Source organism: Pseudomonas sp. FP597 (assembly GCF_030687435.1).
Taxonomy (GTDB): domain Bacteria; phylum Pseudomonadota; class Gammaproteobacteria; order Pseudomonadales; family Pseudomonadaceae; genus Aquipseudomonas; species Aquipseudomonas lactucae.
In genome coordinates, this window is record NZ_CP117432.1 from 4,826,463 (window position 1) to 4,847,920 (window position 21,458).

Below are 21,458 nucleotides of genomic sequence, written 5' to 3' on the forward strand. Positions count from 1 at the left end.
CTCGAAAACACCGCCAAAACCAAAACGCAAAAACAGTGGTTGGCCGGGCTGGTAACCAGTGTGATGTTCCTGGTCGTTTGCCTGAGTTGGGGCACCACCTGGCTGGGCATCAAGATTGCCGTGGAAAGCGTGCCGCCCCTGACATCCGCCGGCCTGCGCTTCCTCATCGCCTTCCCGCTGTTCCTGTGTTTTGCCATGGTGCGCCGCGAGCCGATCCTGTTTCCCCGGGAAAGCCGCTGGTTCTTCGTATTCGTGACCCTGTCCTACTTCAGCGTTCCCTACTACCTGCTCAACTACGGCGAAATGCACGTATCGTCCGGCCTCACCGCCCTGCTGTTCAGCTGCATGCCCGTCTTCATCCTGATCTTTTCCGCGCTGTTCCTGCGCGAGCGTATCTACTTTTCCCAGGTGGTCGGCATCGGCATCGGCTTCGGCAGCCTCTACATGATCATCAGGAGCCAGGGCCTGCACCTGGACCACGCCGAGTTCCTGGGGGTACTGGCGATTCTGAGCGCCGCGATCATGCACGCCTTGTGCTACGTCATTACCAAGCAAAAAGGCAGTGCGATCAGCGTCATCACCTACAACACCCTGCCCATCGGCATTGCCGGGTTGATGCTGTTCGTGGCCGGCCTGTGGTTTGAGACGCCCACCTTCGAAAACATCACCCTGCGCTCCTGGAGCGCACTGTTCTACCTGGGGCTGGTGGCCTCGGTGGGCGGGTTTATCGTGTACTTCATGCTGCTCAAGCGCTTGAGCCCGATCATCCTGTCGTTCGTGTTCATCATCTTCCCGGTGTTCGCGGTGATCATCGGCGCCTGGTACGAAGGCGTGGCGATTTCCCGCGACCTGATGCTGTACTCGGCCATCCTGCTGGCCGGCTTTGCGATCACCAAGTTGCCCGTTGAAAAACTCCTGGCCAAGAAAAATTGACCCTTCATCAACGCGAGAGAAACATGGAAGTCCTCCGCCCCACCGCCCTGGAACAGATCTACGCCCACGCCAGCCGCAGCTACCCCGAGGAATGCTGTGGCTTCGTCTTCGCCGACGGCAGCGTGTACCTGGGCAGCAATATCCAGAATGAGCTGCACCGCAAGAACCCCGAGATGTACCCGCGCAGCGCGGCCAACGGCTACACCTTTTCGGTGGCCGACACGCTGTTGATGAACAAGGCGTTTCGCAGCGACAACCCGGTGGTGGTGATCTACCACTCCCACCCGGACGTCGGCGCCTATTTCAGCGATGAAGACCAGGACAAGGCCCTGTTCATGGGCGAACCGATCTACCCCGTGAGCTACCTGGTAGTCGACGTTCGCCGGGGCCAGGCCCTGGGTTCCAAGCTGTTTGCCTGGGATGGCAAGCAGTTCGCCCTTAAACCTTTCAACGACCTGAACACGGAGTTGTCCATGAACGCTGTCTCTTTCCCCGACATTCTGGTTCGCGTGGCCAAGCTGCCGGAATCGACCCTTGAGGGTTCCGGATCGACATTGCGCGAAGTCATTGAAAACCTCTGCACCCACCACCCGCAGTTGCGCCAGCACCTGTTTCACGACAAGAACAACCAGCTCAAGGAGCACTTCCTGTTCACCGCCGAGGAAGCGCTGATTGAAGCCGATGAACCACTGCCGGAAAAAGCCAGGATCGAAGTGTTGCTCGCGACGTCCGGCGGCATCGACGTCGACGCCCCGAGCAATGAAGCAGCCCTGAGCAATGAAGAGGTACAGCGCTATGTACGCCACATCACCCTGCCGGGCGTCGGTCGCGAAGGCCAGTTGAACCTCAAAAAAGCCAAGGTGCTGATCATCGGCACCGGCGGCCTGGGCTCGCCCATCAGCTTGTACCTGGCGGCAGCCGGCATCGGCACCCTGGGCCTGGTGGATTTCGACGTGGTGGAGAGCAGCAACCTGCAACGCCAGATCGTCCACGGCAACAGCACCCTGGGCATGCCCAAGGTCGAGTCCGCCAAACAGCGTTTGCAGGACCTCAACCGGCATATCCGGATCAACGCGCATAACACCGCCCTGAATGCCGACAACGCCCTGGAACTGGTGGGCGCCTACGACCTGGTGATCGACGGCACCGATAATTTCGACACGCGCTACCTGGTCAACGACGCTTGCGTGCAATTGGGCAAGCCATTGGTGTACGGCGCCATCTACCGTTTCGACGGGCAGATCAGCGTGCTCAACTACAAAGGCGGGCCGTGCTATCGCTGCCTGTTCCCCCAGGCCCCGCCGGCGGAACTGGCACCCAATTGCAGCGCCGGCGGCGTGATCGGCGTGCTGCCCGGCGTGGTCGGGATGATCCAGGCCACAGAAGCAATCAAATTGCTGATCGGCATAGGCGAACCTCTGTCCGGGCGCCTGATGCGCTTTGACGCGCTGGCGATGAAATTCAGCGAGATCCGCTTCAAACGTCGCGCCGACTGCCCTTGCTGCTCGGCACTGCGTCATAGCGAAAACATGGCCCCGGCCGTATGCGCCGACGCCGTACCCAGCGCACCGTCACTGGCCGAAGAGCGCTACATCAAGCCACGGGTACTCAAGCAACTGCTCGAACACCCACGCAGCGCCGACGTGCTGCTGGACGTACGTGACGCCAGCGAACTGGAGGTGTGCAAGTTGCCGGGCGTGGTGCATATCCCCCTGGCCGAGCTGGACGGCCAACTCGACCGCCTCAGCCGCGACAACACCCACTACCTGATCTGCTACGCCGGCACCCGCGCCGAGCAAGCCGCCAGCACACTGCTGGCCGCCGGTTTTGCCAACACCAAGGTCCTGCAAGGCGGCATGAAACACTGGGTTCGCGACGTCGAACCCGACATGCCGTTGTACTGAGCGGAGGACTGACCGATGTTGCATCACTCAATCCTCGACGTCATCGGCCACACGCCGATCGTACGTCTGGCGCAGTTTTCCGAAGACCTCGGCATCGAGGTCTATGCCAAGCTCGAATCCCTCAACCCCGGCGGCAGCCACAAGGCGCGCATTGCCCTGGGCATGATCCTCGACGCCGAACGCCGGGGCGTGCTGATCCGCGATGCAGGGCAAACCATCATCGAACCCAGCGGCGGCAACACCGGCATTGGCCTGGTCATGGCCGGCAACGTGCTCGGCTACAAGGTGGTGCTGGTGATTCCCGACAACTACAGCCCCGAAAAGCAGAAGCTACTGCGCCTGTACGGCGCCAAGGTGGTGCTGTCGGACAGCCGCCTGGGCAACAATTCCCACGGCGAAAAATGCATGGAGCTGCAGTTGGAAAACCCCAGCTACGTGATGCTCAACCAACAACGCAACGGCGCCAACCCGCAGACCCACCGCGACACCACCGCACCGGAGATCCTGCGCGCCTTCGGCGACCGTCGCGTGGACTACTTCGTCAGCGGCATCGGCACCGGCGGCCATATCACCGGTATCGGCGAAACCCTCAAAGCCGCCTGGCCCGGACTTCGGATAATGGGCGTGGAACCCGAGGAGTGCGACCTGCTGAAAAACCAGCACGCGCCGCACCATATCCAGGGCCTGTCGATCGGCCTGATCCCGAGCATCCTCAACCTCGATGTGATCGACGGCATGCTCAAGGTCTCGCACCAGGACTGCCTCGACATGATCAAACGCATCATGCGCACCGACGCCATCAGCCTGGGCCTGTCCTCCGCCGCCAACATGGTGGCCATCGCCAGGCTCGCCCCGGAACTTGCACCCGAAACAGTGGTGTTGACCATGGTCTACGACAATGCCGACAGCTACCTGCCCCACTTCGAATAACCGGGTTTCCTACCATCCAGATTGCGGGGGTGCCTTCATGGGCGGCTTTATCGACATGCAACAACTGCACGATGAGTTGCTCACCCACCTCATCAAGACCCTTACACCCGTGCAGATGAAACAGCTGGAACCGCACCTGGCGCCGCTGGTCCAGAACGCAGCCCAGGCGGTGGCCGAGGACCTGATCGCCTATGCCTATCGCGACCCGGCGTCCCGTGGGCGGGGTGAGCTGATCCTGGAGTCCTACGCCTCGTTCAAGGCCGTGCTGTATTACCGGCTCGCGCATCTGGTGTGGAATTTCCCCGACCAGACCAACGGCGTGTTCTCGCGCATCGCCCTCAAGCTGAGCAACCAGGGCAAGGTTCTGTCGGGGGCCGAGATTCACCCGGCAGCGCGCATCGGCCGGCGCTTTGTGCTGGACCACGGCTACGGCACGGTGATCGGCGAAACCTGCGAGATCGGCAATGACTGCTACATCCTCTGCGGCGTGACCCTGGGTGCCCGCGGTATCGCCAACAACCCCGACGGCAAACGTCACCCGCGCCTGGGCAACAATGTCGAAGTCGGTTCCGGCGCCCGGGTGCTGGGTTATGTGCAGATCGGCGACAACGTGTTCATCAGCCCGTCCTGCGTGATCACCCAGGATGTGCCGGCCGGCACCAAGGTCAAGGTGGTCAACCAGATCCAACTGCAAAAAAATGATGAATCGGACCACAGCAAGTACCTCGGCGCCTTTGCCCTTGATGAGCGCCTGCATGTGGTCGGCGAGATCAATGCCAGCCACAAGGTCACCGTGCTGGACGCCGACTTCCATCCCTTGCCGGGGTTAATGCTCGAACCCACGGTCAAGGAACGCCACCACCTGCAATTTCGCCTGCACCGCGTGGCGTCTGGCGAACACCTGCCACGCCTGCCGCTGAACCTTAAAGTCTGCGGCCCCGAATTTGAAATCACCCTGCTCTCTCCCCCTGGTTTGAGTGCAATGGTGCGTCACCTGTTACAAGCCAGCCCACTGATCGTCGGAGGTTGAACATGTCCGTGCATACCATGGAAACCCTGGCGCTGTTCGACAGCGCGCCCTATCAAAACGCCTTCAGCGCACGGGTGATTGCCGTCAGCGAACAGGGTATTGCCCTGGAACACACGCTGTTCTATCCCACGGGCGGCGGACAGCCGGGCGACACCGGCCACTTGACCCTGCCTGACGGTACGCGGCTCGACGTGACCGGAACGGTGCGCGACCCGGTGTTGCGTTCGATCATCTGGCACCAGGTGGAACAGTGTCCCGAGCAGCTGATTGCCGGTGTGCAGGTGGACGCCGGCCTGGATTGGGAACGGCGCTACCAGCACATGAAAATGCACACATGCCTGCACCTGTTGTGCTCGATCATCGATGCACCGGTCACCGGTTGCAGCATCAGCGCCGACAAGGGACGCCTGGATTTCGACCTGCCGGAAATGACCCTCGACAAAGACAGCATCACCCGCGACCTCAACGCGCTGATCGAACAGGCTCACCCGGTAAAAACCCTGTCGATGGCCGCCACGGAGTATTCCACCCTGCTGCAGATCACCCGCACTCAGGCGGTGGCGCCGCCGGTGATCCAGGGTTCGGTACGGGTGATTGAAATTGCCGGCATTGATATCCAGCCGTGCGGTGGCACGCATGTGATCAACACCGAGGAAATCGGCCGGGTGTTCTGCGAAAAGATCGAGAAGAAGAGCAAGCACAACCGCAGGGTGATACTGCGATTTGAGTAAATGTGATCATAAATGTGGGAGGGGGCTCCCTCCCACACTTTAGTCCTGCACAGGTTTTTAGATCACGAACAGGTCCATGAAGCGATTCACCGGCGTGGCCTCAAGCCGTGCCTGGTCCTTGCACAACGCAAAAATCTCGGCGCTGCGCTGCGCAGTAAACCGTGTGGCCAGGTTGGCCTTGAACTTGTCTTCCAGCAAAGGAATACCGTCCGCCCGACGACGGCGATGGCCGATCGGGTATTCCACCGCCACTTGCTCGGTGCTGGAGCCGTCCTTGAAGAACACCTGTACCGCATTGGCGATGGAACGTTTATCGGCTTCCAGGTATTCACGGCTGTAGCGCGGCTCTTCGACGATGACCATTTTGTCGCGCAGTTCGTCGATGATCGGGTGCGCGGCGTGGAATTCATCCTCGTATTGCTCGGCCACCAGATTGCCGAACGCCAGGGGCACAGCAGTCATGTACTGCAGGCAGTGGTCGCGGTCGGCGGCATTGGCCAGTGGGCCGACCTTGGAGATGATGCGGATCGCCGACTCATGGGTGGTGATCACGATACGTTCGATTTCGTGCAGGCGATGTTTGACTTGCGGGTGCAAGGTCACTGCCGCTTCACAAGCCGTTTGTGCATGGAACTCGGCGGGGAAGCTGATCTTGAACAGCACGTTTTCCATCACATAGGTGCCATAGGTCTGGGACAGGCTGAACCTGCGCTTGTCTTCGGGCTTGAGGGCCAAATCCTTGTTGGTGTGGCTGAACAGCACGTCATAGAACCCCCACTGCGGCGCACTCAATACACCGGGGATGCCCATCTCGCCACGCAATGCGATATCCGCCAGGCGTACGCCACGGCTGGATGCATCCCCCGCCGCCCAGGATTTGCGCGAACCGGCGTTCGGCGCATGCCGGTAAGTGCGCAGCGCCTGCCCATCGACAAACGCGTGGGACAAGGCCGCAAGCATTTGTTCACGGTCAGCGCCCATCAGCTTGGCGGTGACGGCGGTAGAGGCGACTTTCACCAGCAGCACATGATCGAGGCCGACGCGGTTGAATGAGTTTTCCAGCGCAATCACGCCCTGGATTTCATGGGCCATGATCATTGCTTCCAGCACCGCGCGCACGGTCAGCGGAGCGTCGCCATTGGCTACGCATTTTTGCGACAGGTGATCCGCCACCGCGAGGATGCCGCCCAGGTTGTCCGACGGGTGCCCCCACTCGGCGGCGAGCCAGGTGTCGTTGTAGTCGAGCCAACGCACGAGGCAGCCAATGTCCCAGGCCGCCTTGACCGGGTCCAACCGAAACGACGTGCCCGGCACCCGCGCGCCAAACGGCACCACGGTGCCTTCGACCAGCGGCCCCAAGTGTTTGGTGCACTCGGGAAAACGCAGGGCCAGCAGGCCGCAGCCGAGGGTGTCCATCAGGCAATTGCGTGCGGTGTCCAGCGCGAGCGGGGAGTCGATTCGGTAGCTGAGGACGTAGTCGGCGATGTCCTGCAGGACCTGGTCGTAGTCGGGACGATTGTTCTGGTCGACGTTGGTGCTCATGGCAGTGCTCCAAAAATGCGGTGGGTTAATCCTCGGGCTCACGGTTACTGAAAGCAGGTCTTGGGTGCCTGCCTTGGAATAGAAATCCAATGTGGGAGGGGGCAAACCCCTTCCCACAGAGATTGGTGTTGGGCTTTAGAAAGAGTCGCCGGGAACGCGCACGAAGCCTTCCATCAACACCCGCGCACTGCGGCTCATGATGGCTTTTTTCACGACCCATTCGCCGTTCACCTGGGTGGCTTCAGCCCCCACGCGCAAGGTGCCGGACGGATGCCCGAAGCGCACCGCATTACGTTCCACGCCGCCGGCCGCGAGGTTGACCAACGTGCCGGAAATCGCCGCCGCCGTGCCAATCGCCACCGCCGCCGTGCCCATCATCGCGTGGTGCAGCTTGCCCATGGACAGCGCGCGCACCAGCAGGTCCACATCACCGGCCTTGATCGCCTTGCCGCTGGAGGCCACGTAATCGGCAGGCTTGGCCACAAACGCGACCTTCGGCGTGTGCTGGCGCTGGGCCGCTTCGTCCAGGTGCTTGATCAAGCCCATGCGCAACGCACCGTGGGCACGCACGGTCTCGAACATCGCCAGGGCCTTGGGGTCGCTGTTGATCGCGCCTTGCAGCTCGGTGCCGGTATAACCCAAGTCTTCGGCGTTGATGAAAATTGTCGGGATACCGGCATTGATCAGTGTGGCCTTGAAGGTGCCGACACCGGGCACTTCCAGGTCGTCGACCAGGTTACCGGTAGGGAACATCGAGCCACCGCCGCCCTCTTCTTCCGCCGCCGGGTCCATGAATTCCAGCTGCACTTCGGCGGCCGGGAAGGTCACGCCATCGAGTTCGAAATCGCCGGTTTCCTGTACCGCGCCATCGGTGATCGGCACGTGGGCGATGATGGTCTTGCCGATATTGGCCTGCCACACCCGCACCACGGCCACGCCGTTGCGGGGCACGCGGGCCGGATCGACCAGGCCGGCGCTGATGGCGAACGAACCCACCGCCGCCGACAGGTTGCCGCAGTTACCACTCCAGTCGACAAAGGGCTTGTCGATGGAGACCTGGCCAAACAGGTAGTCCACGTCGTGATCGGCGCGGGTGCTTTTGACGAGGATCACGGTTTTGCTGGTGCTCGACGTGGCGCCGCCCATGCCGTCGATTTGCTTGTCATAGGGATCGGGGCTACCGATCACCCGCAGCAGCAAGGCATCGCGCGCGGCGCCCGGGACCTGCGCCGACGCGGGCAGGTCCCGGAGGCTGAAGAACACGCCCTTACTGGTGCCGCCACGCATATAAGTGGCGGGGATCTTGATTTGCGCTACATGTGCCATGGTTAACCTCTTCAGGCGGTCGCCGCCGATTCCAGGAAGTCCTGGGCAAAGCGTTGCAACACGCCGCCCGCCTCGTAGATCGACACTTCTTCGGCGGTGTCCAGGCGGCAGGTCACCGGCACCTCGATACGTTCGCCATTCTTGCGGTTGATCACCAGGGTCAACTGCGCACGCGGGGTGCGTTCGCCGACCACGTCATAGGTTTCACTGCCGTCGATGTGCAAGGTGTGACGGTCGGTGCCCGGCAAGAACTCCAGCGGCAACACGCCCATGCCCACCAGGTTGGTGCGGTGGATGCGCTCGAACCCTTCGGCGGCAATCGCTTCCACACCGGCCAGGCGTACGCCCTTGGCGGCCCAGTCGCGGGACGAACCTTGGCCGTAGTCGGCACCGGCGATGATAATCAGCGGTTGCTTGCGTTCCATGTAGGTCTCGATGGCTTCCCACATGCGCGTAATCTTGCCGTCGGGCTCGATGCGCGCCAGGGAACCCTGCTTGACCTTGCCGTTTTCCTGCACCATTTCGTTGAACAGTTTCGGGTTGGCGAAGGTAGCGCGTTGCGCGGTCAGGTGGTCGCCACGGTGGGTCGCGTAGGAGTTGAAGTCGACTTCCGGCAGGCCCATTTTCGCCAGGTATTCGCCGGCGGCACTGTCCAGCATGATCGCGTTGGACGGCGACAGGTGGTCGGTCGTGATGTTGTCCGGCAGCACCGCCAGCGGGCGCATACCCTTGAGCGGGCGCGCACCGGCCAATGCGCCTTCCCAGTAGGGCGGACGGCGGATATAGGTGCTTTGCGGGCGCCAGTCGTACAGCGGCGTGACTTTGGGGCCGGTGTCTTCATGGATCGCGAACATCGGAATGTACACCGCGCGGAATTGCTCGGGCTTGACCGAGACCTTGACCACTGCGTCGATCTCTTCGTCGCTCGGCCAGATGTCCAGCAGGCGGATTTCTTTGCCATCGGCATCAAGGCCAAGCACGTCCTTTTCGATGTCGAAACGGATGGTGCCGGCAATCGCATACGCCACGACCAGCGGCGGCGACGCCAGGAACGCTTGCTTGGCGTACGGGTGAATCCGCCCGTCGAAGTTGCGGTTGCCCGAAAGCACGGCGGTGGCATACAGGTCGCGGTCGATGATCTCCTGCTGAATCACCGGGTCGAGTGCGCCGGACATGCCGTTGCAGGTGGTGCAGGCGAAGGCCACTACGCCAAAACCGAGCTTTTCCAGCTCATGGCCCAGGCCGGCCTCTTCCAGGTACATGGCCACGGTTTTCGAACCGGGCGCCAGGGATGACTTGACCCACGGTTTGCGCGTCAGCCCCAGCCTGTTGGCGTTGCGCGCCAGCAGGCCGGCGGCGATCACGTTGCGCGGGTTGCTGGTGTTGGTGCAACTGGTGATGGCGGCGATGATCACCGCGCCGTCAGGCATTTGCCCCGGCACGTCGTCCCACTGGCCCGAGATACCTTTGGAGGCCAGATCGCGGGTAGCGACACGGGCATGCGGGTTGCTCGGGCCGGCCATGTTGCGCACTACACTGGACAGGTCGAAGGTCAGGCCGCGCTCGTATTGCGCGCCTTTGAGGTCATCCGCCCACAGCCCGGTGTGACGCGCGTATTGCTCGACCAAAGCGACTTGTTCGTCTTCGCGACCGGTGAGTTTCAGGTAGGCAATGGTTTGCTGGTCGATGTAGAACATCGCCGCCGTGGCGCCGTACTCCGGGGCCATGTTGGAGATGGTGGCACGGTCGCCCAACGTCAGTGCCGAGGCCCCTTCGCCGAAGAACTCGAGCCAGGCACCCACGACTTTCTGCTGACGCAGGAATTCGGTAAGGGCCAGCACCATGTCGGTGGCCGTGATCCCTGGCAGCAATTTACCGGTCAGCTCGACGCCAACGCTTTCCGGCAGGCGCATCCACGAAGCGCGACCCAACATCACACTCTCGGCTTCCAGGCCGCCGACGCCGATGGCGATCACGCCCAGCGCGTCGACATGCGGGGTGTGGCTGTCGGTGCCGACGCAAGTGTCGGGAAACGCCACACCGTCACGCACCTGGATCACCGGAGACATTTTTTCCAGGTTGATCTGGTGCATGATGCCGTTGCCGGGCGGGATCACGTCGACGTTCTTGAAGGCTTTTTTGGTCCACTCGATAAAGTGAAAACGGTCTTCGTTGCGGCGGTCTTCAATGGCGCGGTTCTTCTCGAACGCGTCCGGGTCGGACCCACCGGCTTCGACGGCCAGGGAGTGGTCGACAATCAACTGGGTCGGCACTACCGGGTTGACCTGCGCCGGGTCGCCGCCTTGCAGGGCGATGGCATCGCGCAGGCCGGCGAGGTCGACCAGCGCGGTCTGGCCGAGGATGTCATGGCACACCACACGGGCCGGAAACCACGGGAAATCGAGGTCGCGCTTGCGCTCGATCAGTTGGCTCAAGGACGCATTGAGCGTGGCCGGGTCGCAACGGCGAACCAGGTTCTCGGCAAGCACTCGGGAGGTGTAGGGCAAGGTGGCGTAGGCGCCGGGAGTGATGGCTTCGACGGCCGCGCGGGCGTCGAAGTAATCCAGGCGGCTGCCGGGGAGCGGTTTGCGAAATTCAGTGTTCATCGTCAGGACTCGGTCACGGTGGTTGCAAACGGAGCCGGCTGATCCGGGGCTGGAGTGCGATTCAAAGGTGGGAGGGGGCAAGCCCCTCCCACCTTTGATTCGATTTCCACTTCAGGATCGCCGGTCTTCAGCGACGTTCGATTGGCACGAACTTGCGCTGTTCGACGCCGGTGTACTCGGCGCTTGGACGGATGATGCGGTTGTTGGCACGCTGCTCAAACACATGCGCGGCCCAGCCGGTCAGGCGCGAGCAGACGAAGATCGGTGTGAACAGCTTGGTCGGGATGCCCATGAAGTGGTACGCCGAGGCATGGTAGAAATCGGCGTTGGGGAAGAGTTTTTTCTGTTCCCACATGGTCTTGTCGATGGCTTCGGAGACCGGGAACAACACCGTGTCACCCACTTCGTCGGCGAGTTTTTTCGACCAGCCCTTGATCACTTCATTGCGCGGGTCGTTGTCTTTGTAGATCGCGTGGCCAAAGCCCATGATCTTATCTTTGCGCGCCAGCATGCCGAGGGTGCCTTGCACCGCGTCTTCGGCCGAGGAGAAACGCTCGATCATCTCCATCGCCGCTTCGTTGGCGCCGCCGTGCAGCGGGCCGCGCAGTGAGCCGATGGCGGCGGTGACGCAGGAATACAGGTCCGACAGGGTCGAGGCACAGACGCGCGCGGTGAAGGTCGACGCGTTGAATTCGTGTTCGGCGTAGAGAATCAGCGACACGTTCATGACCTTCTCATGCAACTCGCTCGGCTTCTTGCCGTGCAACAGGTGCAGGAAGTGGGCGCCGATGCTGGGCTCGTCGGTCACGCAGTCGATGCGCTTGCCGTCATGGCTGAAGCGGTACCAGTAGCACATGATCGCCGGGAACGCGGCGAGCAGGCGGTCGGTCACGTCGCGCTGCACGCTGAAGTCTTGCTCGGGCTCGATATTGCCCAGGAACGAGCAACCGGTGCGCATCACGTCCATCGGGTGGGCGTCGGCGGGAATGCGTTCCAGCACTTCTTTGAGTGCCTGCGGCAGGTCGCGTAGCTTGCTCAGTTTGTTGCGGTAGTCCGTCAGTTCGGCCTGGGTAGGCAATTCGCCGTACAACAGCAGGTAGGCGACTTCTTCAAACTGCGCGTCGGCGGCCAGTTCGCGTACATCGTAGCCGCGGTAGGTCAGGCCGGCACCCGCCTGGCCCACGGTGGACAGTGCGGTCTGCCCGGCGACCTGGCCACGCAGGCCGGCACCACTCAATACTTTTGCTTCAGCCATGTTCGTTCTCCAATTTTGTAGTTATGGGAGGCGCGTTCGTTACTTTTTCGCGGCGAACAGCGCGTCGAGCTTCTGCTCGAAGGTGTGGTAGTCGATGCGATCGTAAAGCTCCATGCGGGTTTGCATGGTGTCGATCACGTTCTGTTGGGTGCCGTCGCGACGGATCGCGGTGTAGACGTTCTCGGCGGCCTTGTTCATGGCGCGGAAAGCCGAGAGCGGGTACAGCACCAGGGAAACATCGGCAGATTTCAACTGTTCGGTGGTGTACAGCGGGGTCGCACCGAACTCGGTGATATTGGCCAGAATCGGCGCTTTGACCCGGGCGGCGAACAGCTTGTACATCTCAAGCTCAGTGATGGCTTCCGGGAACACCATGTCGGCGCCGGCTTCGATGCAGGCCGCGGCGCGTTCCAGGGCGGACTCCAGGCCTTCGACCGCCAGGGCGTCGGTGCGCGCCATGATCACGAAGCTGTCATCGGTGCGCGCATCCACGGCGGCCTTGATGCGGTCGACCATTTCCTGCTGGGACACGATTTCTTTGTTCGGACGATGGCCGCAGCGCTTGGCGCCGACCTGGTCTTCGATGTGGATGGCCGCGGCGCCGAACTTGATCATCGACTTGACGGTGCGCGCCACGTTGAATGCCGAGGAGCCGAAACCGGTGTCCACGTCCACCAGCAGCGGCAGGTCGCACACATCGGTGATGCGGCGCACGTCGGTGAGTACGTCGTCGAGGCCGGTAATACCCAGGTCCGGCACGCCCAGGGAGCCGGCCGCCACGCCGCCGCCCGACAGATAAATCGCCTTGAAGCCGGCGCGCTTGGCCAACAGTGCGTGGTTGGCATTGATCGCGCCGACCACCTGCAACGGCTGTTCACTGGCGACCGCGTCACGGAAACGCTGGCCTGGGGTGCTGTTGTTGCTGGAGCTCATGACTCACCTCTATTTATTGGGGAGTGCCGTCCGGGAAGTGACGGGCAATATTGCGTTTGGAAGCGCCGATGTGGCGGCGCATCAACAACTCGGCCAATTCACCGTCGCGATCGGCAATCGCGTCAAGGATGCGGTGATGCTCGGCAAAAGCCTGGCGTGGACGATTCGGGGTCGCGGAGAACTGGATGCGGTACATGCGCACCAACTGGTACAGCTCGCCACAGAGCATTTGGGTCAAGGTGCGGTTGCCGGCGCCTTGAATTATCCGGTAATGAAAATCGAAGTCGCCTTCCTGCTGGTAGTAGCCCAGGCCGGCCTGGAACGCTTCGTCGCGTTCATGGGTGTGCAACACCTGGCGCAACTCTTCGATTTCCGCGTCGGTCATGCGCTCGGCCGCCAGGCGACAGGCCATGCCTTCCAGGGATTCGCGGATTTCATACAGCTCGACCAGTTCGGCATGGCTCAAGGACACCACCCGTGCGCCGACGTGGGGCACGCGTACCAGCAGGCGCTGGCCTTCCAAACGGTGGATGGCCTCGCGCAGCGGCCCGCGGCTGATGCCATAGGTGCGCGCCAGCTCCGGCTCGGAAATCTTGCTGCCGGGGGCGATCTCGCCTTTAACGATGGCGGCCTGGATGCGTCGGAAGACGTTCTCGGACATGGTCTGCGAATCGTCTTGCGTCATCACTGGGGTTTCCAGTTGATCCAGCATATTGTCGACACCTTTAAAAGCAATGAGGCAAAAACTAGCCAATAACACCCATACAGTCAAAGAATAAATGCATATTGTCGACAATCGTCTAATAGCGCCCTGGTGTATTCCCACAAGGCATGGCCGCCTGCCAGCGCTGGCGCCAAAAAAGCATCATGTTAGAATGCCCGCCGCTTTTGCCTGACATCACTGGATGAAACGGCGCACGAGGGAGTTTGCGCAGCAATGCCAGTCGCCTTGAATTGAACATCGCACTGCACCGCCTCAGGATTTATGAGACTCAAGCCCTTCCCCCTGTTTTGCCTAGTGTGCCTACCGAGCCTTGGCGTTGCCGCCGAGAAGACCGTGTACGGCCTCAACGAATACGCCCAACTGGCCGGTATCGACCTGGAGGTGGCCGCCAAACTGGACACCGGTGCCAAGACCGCCTCCCTCAGCGCCCGTGACATCAAGCGCTTCAAGCGCAACGGCGAATCCTGGGTGCGCTTCTACCTGGCCATCGACACCGCCCATTCCCACCCCATCGAACGTCCCCTGGCCCGCGTCAGCAAGATCAAGCGTCGCGCCGGCGACTACGACCCCGATGAGGACAAGAATTACACCGCGCGCCCAGTGATTGCCCTGGATATCTGCATGGGTACCGCACTGCGCAGCATCGAAGTGAACTTGACTGACCGCAGCGCTTTCCAATACCCGCTGCTGATCGGCTCCGAAGCGCTGAAACGCTTTGATGCGCTGGTCGATCCCAGTCTTAAATACGCAGCAGGCAAACCCGCCTGCGCCGCCGACGCTCATACCGCCGAGTAAACCGAATGCGCTCTCTTACCCTGCACCTGAAAATCCTGATCGCCATCCTGGTGGTGCTGGGTATTTCGGTCACTGCCTATCAGATTTTCGTGCTGGGTATCCCCGTCACCGAGGACGCCACCGACGACTTGTGGAACATCGATGCCAAGGTCGAGTTCGTCGCCAACCCGAAAGACCCGGTCAAGATCCAGATGTTCGTGCCGCCCTTGAGCCGCGACTTCGTCAGCCTCAACGAAAGTTTTATCTCGAACAACTACGGGGTCAGCGTCAACCGCATCGACGGTAACCGCAAAGTCACCTGGTCGGCGCGCCGCGCCAAGGGTAACCAGACCCTGTATTACCGACTGGTGCTGACCAAGCGTTACAGTGGCGAGAAAGCCAAGATCAAGGGTCCGACCTTCCGCGACAGCATCGCCGTGGAAGGCCCGGAAAAAATCGCAGCCGAAGCCCTGCTGGCGCCGATCCGCCAGCATTCGGCCGACGTCGAGACCTTCATTACCGAAGCGATCAAACGCACCAACAACCTCAATGACGACAATGTGAAGCTGCTGCTGGCGGGCGACCCGTCGACACCGCACAAGGCCAAGATCGTCGAGCTGCTGCTGTCCATCGCCCATGTGCCGGTGGAAAAGGTCCACACCATCCGCCTGGTCGCCGACCAGCCGCAAACCCCGGAACTATGGCTGCGCAGCTTCAATGGCAATGACTGGCTGTATTTCAACCCGGAAACCGGCGAACCGGGCCTGCCCGCCGACCGGCTGCTGTGGTGGACCGGCGATGAAAACCTGATCACCGTCGATGGCGGCAAGAAAGCCATGGTCACCTTCAGCCTGAACAACAGCGAAATGAACGCGATTCGCCTGGCCAAGCTGACCGACGAGAACACCGACGCCAACTTCCTCGAATACTCGCTGTATGGCCTGCCGCTGCAAACCCAGCAAACCTTCATGATCATGGTGATGATCCCGATCGGCGTGCTGGTGATCCTGATCCTGCGCAACCTGATCGGCCTGCAGACCCTGGGCACGTTCACGCCGGTGCTGATAGCCCTGGCCTTTCGCGAAACGCAGTTGGGCTTCGGCATCATGCTGTTTACGGTGATCACTGCGCTCGGGCTGTCCCTGAGGTCGTACCTGGAACACTTGAAACTGCAAATGCTGCCGAGGCTGTCGGTGGTGCTGACGTTCGTGGTGGTGCTGATCGCGGCCATCAGCCTGTTCAGCCACAAGCTCGGGCTGGAACGCGGCCTGTCGGTGGCACTGTTCCCGATGGTGATCCTGACCATGACCATCGAACGCCTGTCCATTACCTGGGAAGAGCGCGGCGGTGGCCACGCCATGAAAGTGGCGATCGGCACGCTGTTCGCCGCCTCCCTGGCGCACATCATCATGAGCGTGCCGGAGTTGATCTACTTCGTGTTCACCTTCCCGGCGATCCTGCTGATCCTGGTGGGCTTCATGCTGGCCATGGGGCGTTATCGCGGTTACCGCCTGACCGAGCTGGTGCGTTTCAAGGCCTTCCTCAAGGCTGACTCGTAATGTTCGGCTTCTGGAAGACCTGGAAGGCCCTCGAAGCGCGGGGGATCATGGGCATCAACCGGCGTAACGCCGACTACGTGCTCAAGTACAACAAGCGCAGCCTGTACCCGATCGTGGATGACAAGATCATCACCAAGGAACGGGCGATTGCGGCCGGTATCCACGTGCCGCAAATGTACGGGGTGATCTCCACCGAGAAGGAAATCGACAAGCTCGACGAAATCATCGCCGGGCGCAGCGACTTCGTGATCAAACCGGCCCAGGGCGCTGGCGGCGACGGCATCCTGGTCGTGGCGGACCGCTTTGAAGGGCGCTACCGCACGGTGTCCGGCAAGATCATCAGCCATGAAGAGATCGAGCATCAGATCTCCAGCATCCTCACCGGCCTGTATTCCCTGGGCGGCCACCGTGACCGTGCGTTGATCGAGTACCGTGTGGTGCCCGACCAGATCTTCAAGAGCATCAGCTACGAAGGCGTGCCGGATATCCGCATCATCGTGCTGATGGGCTACCCGGTGATGGCCATGCTGCGCTTGCCCACGCGCCAGTCCGGCGGCAAGGCCAACCTGCACCAGGGTGCGATTGGCGTGGGCGTCGACCTGGCTACCGGCCTGACCCTGCGTGGCACCTGGCTGAACAATATCATCACCAAACACCCCGACACCACCAACGCGGTGGATGGCGTGCAGTTGCCCAACTGGGACGGTTTCATGAAGCTCGCCGCGGGTTGCTACGAGCTGTGCGGGCTGGGCTACATCGGCGTGGACATGGTGCTGGACCAGGAAAAAGGCCCGCTGATCCTGGAACTGAACGCGCGGCCAGGACTGAATATCCAGATCGCCAACGACTGCGGGCTGACCTTGCGCACCCATGCGGTGGAGGCCCGGCTGGAAGAGCTGAAAGCCGCCGGCGTGACCGAAACCGTGGAAGAACGGGTGAAGTTCGTACAGGCAATGTTTGGGCATATTCCGCCCGTCGAGGGCTGATCCGGTCGTCGAACTGTCTATCCCCGACATCCCCTCTAGGAGCAAATCCTACAGGGGACTACAATCGCCTCCCCCCGCCTTGGCTGATCCACCCCGCATGTCGACCTGTTCCGTACACCCGCTGCCCTACCGGGCCAACCCCACCGAGTATTTTGCGGCGATTCGCCATGCCCCGGGCGCGGTGCTGCTCGACAGTGGCCGCCCGGTGGCCGAACGCGGGCGTTATGACCTGCTCAGCGCCTGGCCTGAGGCGACCCTGACGGTAGCGCCTGATGAAAGCGGCAGCGATTTCCTGCAGCGTTTGCGCAAAAACCTGACACAGCTGGGTAACGCCACCCTGCCCGACGGCTACACATTGCCGTTTGCCGGCGGTTTGATCGGCTACCTGAGTTATGACTTTGGCCGGCACCTGGAGCAGATGCCGCACTTGGCAGTGGATGATTTGCACCTGCCGGATGCGCGCTTCGGGCTGTACGCCTGGGCACTGGTCAGTGATCACCAGGCGCAGACCAGTCAATTGGTGTTCCACCCGGCGCTGGCCGACAGCGAACGGCAACGATTGGTCGCGTTATTCAGCCAACCGACGGCAGACAGCACCGCCACGTTCACGCTGCAAGGGCCCATGGCACCGGACCTCACGGCTGAAGCGTACCGCCAGGCCATCGTGCGCATCCAGGATTACATTCAGGCGGGCGACTGCTATCAGGTCAACTTTGCCCAGCGTTTTCGCGCACCGTGCCTCGGTGATCCATGGGCCGCTTACCGCGCACTGCGCGAAGCCTGCCCGACGCCCTTTTCCGGCTTCCAGAGCCTGCCGGATGAAGGCGCGGTATTGAGCCTGTCACCGGAGCGTTTCGTCAGGATCAGCGTAGGTCATGTTGAAACCCGGCCGATCAAAGGCACCCGTCCACGCGGTGTAACGCCTGAAGAAGACGCTGCGCACGCCGCCGAACTGCTGGCCAGCGCCAAGGACCGCGCCGAGAACCTGATGATCGTCGACCTGCTGCGCAACGACCTGGGCCGCACCTGTCGTACCGGTTCGGTGAGCGTGCCGGAGCTGTTCAGCCTGGAAAGCTACCCCAACGTGCATCACCTGGTCAGCAGCGTTATCGGCGAGCTGGCCGACGGCAAGGACGCCCTCGACCTGATCGCCGGCAGCTTCCCCGGCGGCTCCATCACCGGCGCACCGAAGATTCGCGCGATGCAGATCATCGACGAGCTGGAGCCGACCCGTCGCGGCCTGTACTGCGGCTCGCTGGTGTACCTGGACGTGCGCGGCGAGATGGACAGCTCCATCGCCATCCGCAGCTTGCTGGTCAAGGATGGCCAGGTGTGCTGCTGGGGCGGCGGCGGGATTGTCGCGGACTCGCAGTGGGAGGCGGAGTACCAGGAGTCGCTGACCAAGGTGCAGGTGTTGTTACAAACGTTGGAAAGTTTGTAACGCATGACCCTCTTCCGGGCACCGGCTCTGGAAACCGAAAAAATCTGAATCAGAACCGCTATGGACGAGGCGCGAGCCGGGAGATAGCGTCCCACTCCGACTCTCCATCCGCCATCTGTGAAGGATCATATGAAGCGACCGCCTACTCGTCAGAATTTATTTCAGGGATTGCACTTCCAACCAACCACCCCTAACATCTCCCAAAATGGGAGGCGTCGGCGATGCGGATAATCGCGCGCTCTACCTTAAGAATATTTTGGGACAGCCACCCTGCGTACATTGATGCAAAAACGCCGTTGGTCGAGCTGTACCGCCATCTGGAGCAGGCCTCATACCCGTCGCCGCAGGCGCTCAAGGCCGAGCTCAGAACGGCGAGCGTTCTCAAAAGTGGCAGGGTTGTTTTCAATGTGGGCGGCAACAAATATCGAGTGATCATGGCGATCGATTATCAACGACAGCTTGGGTTCATACGTTTCGGGGGACCCACGCGCAGTACGACCAGATCAACGCGGAGACCGTGTGATGGACATCAAACCTATACATTCCCAGGAAGACCTGACCGCTGCGCTGGCGCGGGTGGAGCAACTTTGGGGCGCGCAGAAGGGCTCGCCCGAGGGCGACGAACTGGAAATCCTTGCTGTACTCATTGAAAAGTACGAGGCGGCACATTATCCAATGCCACCTTCCGACCCCGTGGAAGCCATTCGATTTCGCATGGAACAACTGGGCATGACGGCCCGCGACCTGGAGCCCTTTATCGGCACCAGTGGTCGCGTTTCCGAAGTCCTGAACCACAAGCGCAAGCTGAGCCTGTCAATGATCAAGCGCCTGCATGAAGGTTTGAGTATTCCTTATGAGCGGTTGCTGACAGAGGGATAAGCAATGGCAGGGCCGGCCCTATCGGGGGCTAGTAGCCACACAAATTTTAAAAGCTGAAAATCCTCCCTGGATTTTTCGCTCAGCGGAAGTTGTGTAGATGACTTAAAGACTCAACGTCCGATTCGACGCCTTGATGAATTCGTTCTTCAAATCCTCAAACGTATGCACCGCCGGAAATTGCGGGAATTCACGCACCACATTCTCTGGCGCGTGAAACAGAATCCCACGGTCGGCTTCGCCCAGCATGGTGGTGTCATTGTAGGAATCGCCAGCGGCGATCACGCGGTAGTACAGGCTCTTGAACGCCAGCACCGACTGGCGCTTGGGGTCTTTCTGGCGCAGTTGGTAGCTCACCACCCGGTCGTTTTCATCGGTGATCAGGCGATGGCACAGCAGGGTCGGAAAGCCCAGTTGGCGCATCAGCGGCTGGGAGAATTCGTAGAACGTGTCGGACAGGATCACCACCTGGAAGCGCTCGCGCAGCCAGTTGACGAACTCGACGGCGCCGTCCAGCGGCTTGAGCGTGGCGATCACGGCCTGGATATCGGCGAGCTTGAGTCCGTGTTCGTCGAGGATACGCAGGCGTTGCTGCATCAGCACGTCGTAGTCGGGAATGTCCCGGGTGGTGGCCCGCAGGGATTCAATCCCGGTTTTTTCGGCGAAGGCGATCCAGATTTCCGGAACCAGCACCCCTTCCAGGTCAAGACAGGCAATTTCCACAAGACACTCCCATTTATCTGTTGTTGGTTGAGCGGGCAAAAGGACTGCCGAACTCTAGCGATTCAAGCTCGCCGCCGCAACGCAGAGCGGATTTTGATACCATCGCTCCCCTATAGAGCGCTCAGCGCCACTGACCTGTAGGAACCGTCCTGATGAACCAAGCCTTCGACGTCGTTGAACTCGCCGCGACCTATGCCAACAAATCCGCCCAGGACATTCTCAAGCTGGCGTTCAGCCAGTTCGGCGATGACCTGTGGATCTCCTTCAGCGGCGCCGAGGACGTGGTGCTGGTGGACATGGCCTGGAAGCTGAACAAGAACGTCAAGGTGTTCAGCCTCGACACCGGTCGCCTGCACCCGGAGACCTATCGGTTTATCGAGCAGGTACGCGACTTCTACAAGATCGACATCGAACTGATCTCACCGGACCAGAGCAAGCTGGAGCCATTCGTCAAAGAAAAGGGCCTGTTCAGTTTCTACAAGGACGGTCATGGCGAATGCTGCGGCGTGCGCAAGATCGAACCGCTGCGCCGCAAGCTTGCCGGCGTGAGCGCCTGGGCCACCGGCCAGCGCCGCGACCAGAGCCCCGGCACCCGTAGCCAGGTGGCGGCGCTGGAGATCGATACAGCCTTCTCCACCCCGGAGCGCACCCTGTACAAGTTCAACCCGTTGTCGCAAATGACCAGCGAAGAAGTCTGGGGTTATATCCGCATGCTGGAGCTGCCGTACAACAGCCTGCATGAACGCGGGTTTATCAGCATTGGCTGCGAGCCCTGCACCCGGCCGGTGCTGCCGAACCAGCATGAGCGTGAAGGCCGTTGGTGGTGGGAAGAGGCCACGCAGAAGGAATGCGGGCTGCATGCCGGGAACATCATCAGCAAGGCTTGAAGACCGACGCAGGAAAGATGTGGGAGGGGCGGTGCGACGATTCGACTTGCTCCCTCCCACATTTTTTTGTGTTGTACGCTAGAGATGTACACACACATGTAACCATTCGTGCCATTTATGTGTGCAATTTTTATTCAGCCGCACCATAACGTAACACCTACCCCAATGGTCGTTTGTGCTGCTGAATCCACCGCTTTCAACAGAAAAATAAATACCTGTTCAATCGGTCAATTTATAAATCTTTAAATTCAGCCAGTTATTTAACCTACCTATTAAAACGAAATTACCCGCGATTTTC

The 21,458-nt window shown here is 61.0% G+C and carries 18 protein-coding genes and 1 pseudogene; 12 read left to right on the forward strand and 7 right to left on the reverse strand.

All coding sequences use genetic code 11. The features are described 5' to 3' along the window. Window positions 1–39 precede the first annotated feature (39 nt). The 5 genes from PSH66_RS21980 to PSH66_RS22000 are packed head-to-tail and all read left to right on the forward strand — an operon-like array spanning window position 40 to window position 5,528. On the forward strand, window positions 40–933 hold the full coding sequence (locus PSH66_RS21980; RefSeq protein WP_176156662.1) for a DMT family transporter: 894 nt from the start codon (window positions 40–42) through the stop codon (window positions 931–933). A 23-nt stretch (window positions 934–956) separates the two neighbouring features. Next, on the forward strand, window positions 957–2,837 hold the full coding sequence (moeB, locus tag PSH66_RS21985) for a molybdopterin-synthase adenylyltransferase MoeB (protein ID WP_141063521.1): 1,881 nt from the start codon (window positions 957–959) through the stop codon (window positions 2,835–2,837). A gap of 15 nt (window positions 2,838–2,852) precedes the next feature. Beyond that, window positions 2,853–3,767: a PLP-dependent cysteine synthase family protein gene (locus tag PSH66_RS21990; protein WP_003175529.1), complete on the forward strand. Its 915-nt coding sequence runs from the start codon at window positions 2,853–2,855 to the stop codon at window positions 3,765–3,767. A gap of 37 nt (window positions 3,768–3,804) precedes the next feature. After that, on the forward strand, window positions 3,805–4,797 hold the full coding sequence (locus tag PSH66_RS21995; RefSeq protein ID WP_078734246.1) for a serine O-acetyltransferase: 993 nt from the start codon (window positions 3,805–3,807) through the stop codon (window positions 4,795–4,797). 2 nt (window positions 4,798–4,799) lie between these two features. Continuing rightward, window positions 4,800–5,528 carry an alanyl-tRNA editing protein gene (locus tag PSH66_RS22000; RefSeq protein WP_305427654.1) on the forward strand — a complete coding sequence of 243 codons (729 nt, stop codon included), beginning with the start codon at window positions 4,800–4,802 and terminating at the stop codon, window positions 5,526–5,528. A 57-nt stretch (window positions 5,529–5,585) separates the two neighbouring features. Here PSH66_RS22000 and prpD read toward each other — a convergent pair whose 3' ends face one another. The 6 genes from prpD to PSH66_RS22030 all read right to left on the reverse strand — a co-directional run bounded on the left by prpD (window position 5,586) and on the right by PSH66_RS22030 (window position 13,902). Beyond that, window positions 5,586–7,070, reverse strand: a complete 1,485-nt coding sequence (gene prpD / locus PSH66_RS22005) for a 2-methylcitrate dehydratase (protein WP_305427655.1) — start codon at window positions 7,068–7,070, stop codon at window positions 5,586–5,588. Between the two features lie 135 nt (window positions 7,071–7,205). After that, the gene (prpF, locus tag PSH66_RS22010; protein WP_305427656.1) at window positions 7,206–8,396 is read right to left on the reverse strand and encodes a 2-methylaconitate cis-trans isomerase PrpF; all 1,191 of its coding nucleotides are present in this window, start codon (window positions 8,394–8,396) and stop codon (window positions 7,206–7,208) included. A gap of 11 nt (window positions 8,397–8,407) precedes the next feature. Continuing rightward, on the reverse strand, window positions 8,408–11,002 hold the full coding sequence (gene acnD, locus PSH66_RS22015) for a Fe/S-dependent 2-methylisocitrate dehydratase AcnD (RefSeq protein WP_305427657.1): 2,595 nt from the start codon (window positions 11,000–11,002) through the stop codon (window positions 8,408–8,410). A gap of 127 nt (window positions 11,003–11,129) precedes the next feature. After that, on the reverse strand, window positions 11,130–12,257 hold the full coding sequence (gene prpC, locus PSH66_RS22020) for a 2-methylcitrate synthase (RefSeq protein WP_003175536.1): 1,128 nt from the start codon (window positions 12,255–12,257) through the stop codon (window positions 11,130–11,132). A gap of 39 nt (window positions 12,258–12,296) precedes the next feature. Further along, window positions 12,297–13,190: a methylisocitrate lyase gene (gene prpB / locus PSH66_RS22025; RefSeq protein ID WP_003175537.1), complete on the reverse strand. Its 894-nt coding sequence runs from the start codon at window positions 13,188–13,190 to the stop codon at window positions 12,297–12,299. Window positions 13,191–13,203: 13 nt separating this feature from the next. Next, on the reverse strand, window positions 13,204–13,902 hold the full coding sequence (locus PSH66_RS22030; RefSeq protein ID WP_003175538.1) for a GntR family transcriptional regulator: 699 nt from the start codon (window positions 13,900–13,902) through the stop codon (window positions 13,204–13,206). Window positions 13,903–14,175: 273 nt separating this feature from the next. Here PSH66_RS22030 and PSH66_RS22035 point away from each other — a divergent pair, with 273 nt between their 5' ends. The 6 genes and pseudogenes from PSH66_RS22035 to PSH66_RS22060 all read left to right on the forward strand — a co-directional run bounded on the left by PSH66_RS22035 (window position 14,176) and on the right by PSH66_RS22060 (window position 19,553). Further along, window positions 14,176–14,709, forward strand: coding sequence for an ATP-dependent zinc protease (locus PSH66_RS22035; protein ID WP_003175539.1), 534 nt, complete (start codon window positions 14,176–14,178; stop codon window positions 14,707–14,709). 5 nt (window positions 14,710–14,714) lie between these two features. Further along, the gene (locus PSH66_RS22040) at window positions 14,715–16,247 is read left to right on the forward strand and encodes an inactive transglutaminase family protein (RefSeq protein WP_003175540.1); all 1,533 of its coding nucleotides are present in this window, start codon (window positions 14,715–14,717) and stop codon (window positions 16,245–16,247) included. After that, window positions 16,247–17,233 (forward strand): alpha-L-glutamate ligase-like protein, encoded by a 987-nt coding sequence (locus PSH66_RS22045; RefSeq protein WP_003175541.1) that lies wholly within the window; start codon window positions 16,247–16,249, stop codon window positions 17,231–17,233. The genes PSH66_RS22040 and PSH66_RS22045 overlap by 1 nt, the downstream gene beginning before the upstream one ends. A 97-nt stretch (window positions 17,234–17,330) precedes the next feature. Continuing rightward, window positions 17,331–18,674 (forward strand): aminodeoxychorismate synthase component I, encoded by a 1,344-nt coding sequence (gene pabB / locus PSH66_RS22050; protein ID WP_305427658.1) that lies wholly within the window; start codon window positions 17,331–17,333, stop codon window positions 18,672–18,674. Between the two features lie 221 nt (window positions 18,675–18,895). After that, window positions 18,896–19,197: pseudogene (locus PSH66_RS22055) on the forward strand (type II toxin-antitoxin system HigB family toxin). Further along, entirely contained in the window at window positions 19,197–19,553 is a 357-nt protein-coding gene (locus PSH66_RS22060; protein ID WP_003175543.1) for a type II toxin-antitoxin system HigA family antitoxin, read from the forward strand. Before PSH66_RS22055 ends, PSH66_RS22060 begins: the two are co-directional and overlap by 1 nt. 102 nt (window positions 19,554–19,655) lie before the next feature. On the opposite strand, the gene thrH is transcribed toward PSH66_RS22060, so the two are convergent. Next, complete coding sequence (gene thrH / locus PSH66_RS22065; protein ID WP_003175544.1) at window positions 19,656–20,273, reverse strand: bifunctional phosphoserine phosphatase/homoserine phosphotransferase ThrH; 618 nt, start codon at window positions 20,271–20,273, stop codon at window positions 19,656–19,658. 152 nt (window positions 20,274–20,425) lie between these two features. Here thrH and PSH66_RS22070 point away from each other — a divergent pair, with 152 nt between their 5' ends. After that, complete coding sequence (locus PSH66_RS22070) at window positions 20,426–21,160, forward strand: phosphoadenylyl-sulfate reductase (protein ID WP_078825724.1); 735 nt, start codon at window positions 20,426–20,428, stop codon at window positions 21,158–21,160. Window positions 21,161–21,458 lie beyond the last annotated feature (298 nt).

What these genes read in the sequence shown, in the direction of transcription:
- PSH66_RS22070 (WP_078825724.1), top strand. Translation starts at nt 20,426, where the DNA reads ATGAACCAAGCCTTCGACGTCGTTGAACTCGCCGCGACCTATGCCAAC.
- acnD (WP_305427657.1), bottom strand. Translation starts at nt 11,002, where the DNA reads ATGAACACTGAATTTCGCAAACCGCTCCCCGGCAGCCGCCTGGATTAC.
- PSH66_RS21990 (WP_003175529.1), top strand. Translation starts at nt 2,853, where the DNA reads ATGTTGCATCACTCAATCCTCGACGTCATCGGCCACACGCCGATCGTA.
- PSH66_RS22030 (WP_003175538.1), bottom strand. Translation starts at nt 13,902, where the DNA reads ATGCTGGATCAACTGGAAACCCCAGTGATGACGCAAGACGATTCGCAG.
- PSH66_RS22040 (WP_003175540.1), top strand. Translation starts at nt 14,715, where the DNA reads ATGCGCTCTCTTACCCTGCACCTGAAAATCCTGATCGCCATCCTGGTG.
- PSH66_RS21995 (WP_078734246.1), top strand. Translation starts at nt 3,805, where the DNA reads ATGGGCGGCTTTATCGACATGCAACAACTGCACGATGAGTTGCTCACC.
- PSH66_RS22035 (WP_003175539.1), top strand. Translation starts at nt 14,176, where the DNA reads ATGAGACTCAAGCCCTTCCCCCTGTTTTGCCTAGTGTGCCTACCGAGC.
- PSH66_RS22000 (WP_305427654.1), top strand. Translation starts at nt 4,800, where the DNA reads ATGTCCGTGCATACCATGGAAACCCTGGCGCTGTTCGACAGCGCGCCC.
- pabB (WP_305427658.1), top strand. Translation starts at nt 17,331, where the DNA reads ATGTCGACCTGTTCCGTACACCCGCTGCCCTACCGGGCCAACCCCACC.
- prpD (WP_305427655.1), bottom strand. Translation starts at nt 7,070, where the DNA reads ATGAGCACCAACGTCGACCAGAACAATCGTCCCGACTACGACCAGGTC.
- PSH66_RS22045 (WP_003175541.1), top strand. Translation starts at nt 16,247, where the DNA reads ATGTTCGGCTTCTGGAAGACCTGGAAGGCCCTCGAAGCGCGGGGGATC.
- PSH66_RS22060 (WP_003175543.1), top strand. Translation starts at nt 19,197, where the DNA reads ATGGACATCAAACCTATACATTCCCAGGAAGACCTGACCGCTGCGCTG.
- prpF (WP_305427656.1), bottom strand. Translation starts at nt 8,396, where the DNA reads ATGGCACATGTAGCGCAAATCAAGATCCCCGCCACTTATATGCGTGGC.
- prpC (WP_003175536.1), bottom strand. Translation starts at nt 12,257, where the DNA reads ATGGCTGAAGCAAAAGTATTGAGTGGTGCCGGCCTGCGTGGCCAGGTC.
- prpB (WP_003175537.1), bottom strand. Translation starts at nt 13,190, where the DNA reads ATGAGCTCCAGCAACAACAGCACCCCAGGCCAGCGTTTCCGTGACGCG.
- moeB (WP_141063521.1), top strand. Translation starts at nt 957, where the DNA reads ATGGAAGTCCTCCGCCCCACCGCCCTGGAACAGATCTACGCCCACGCC.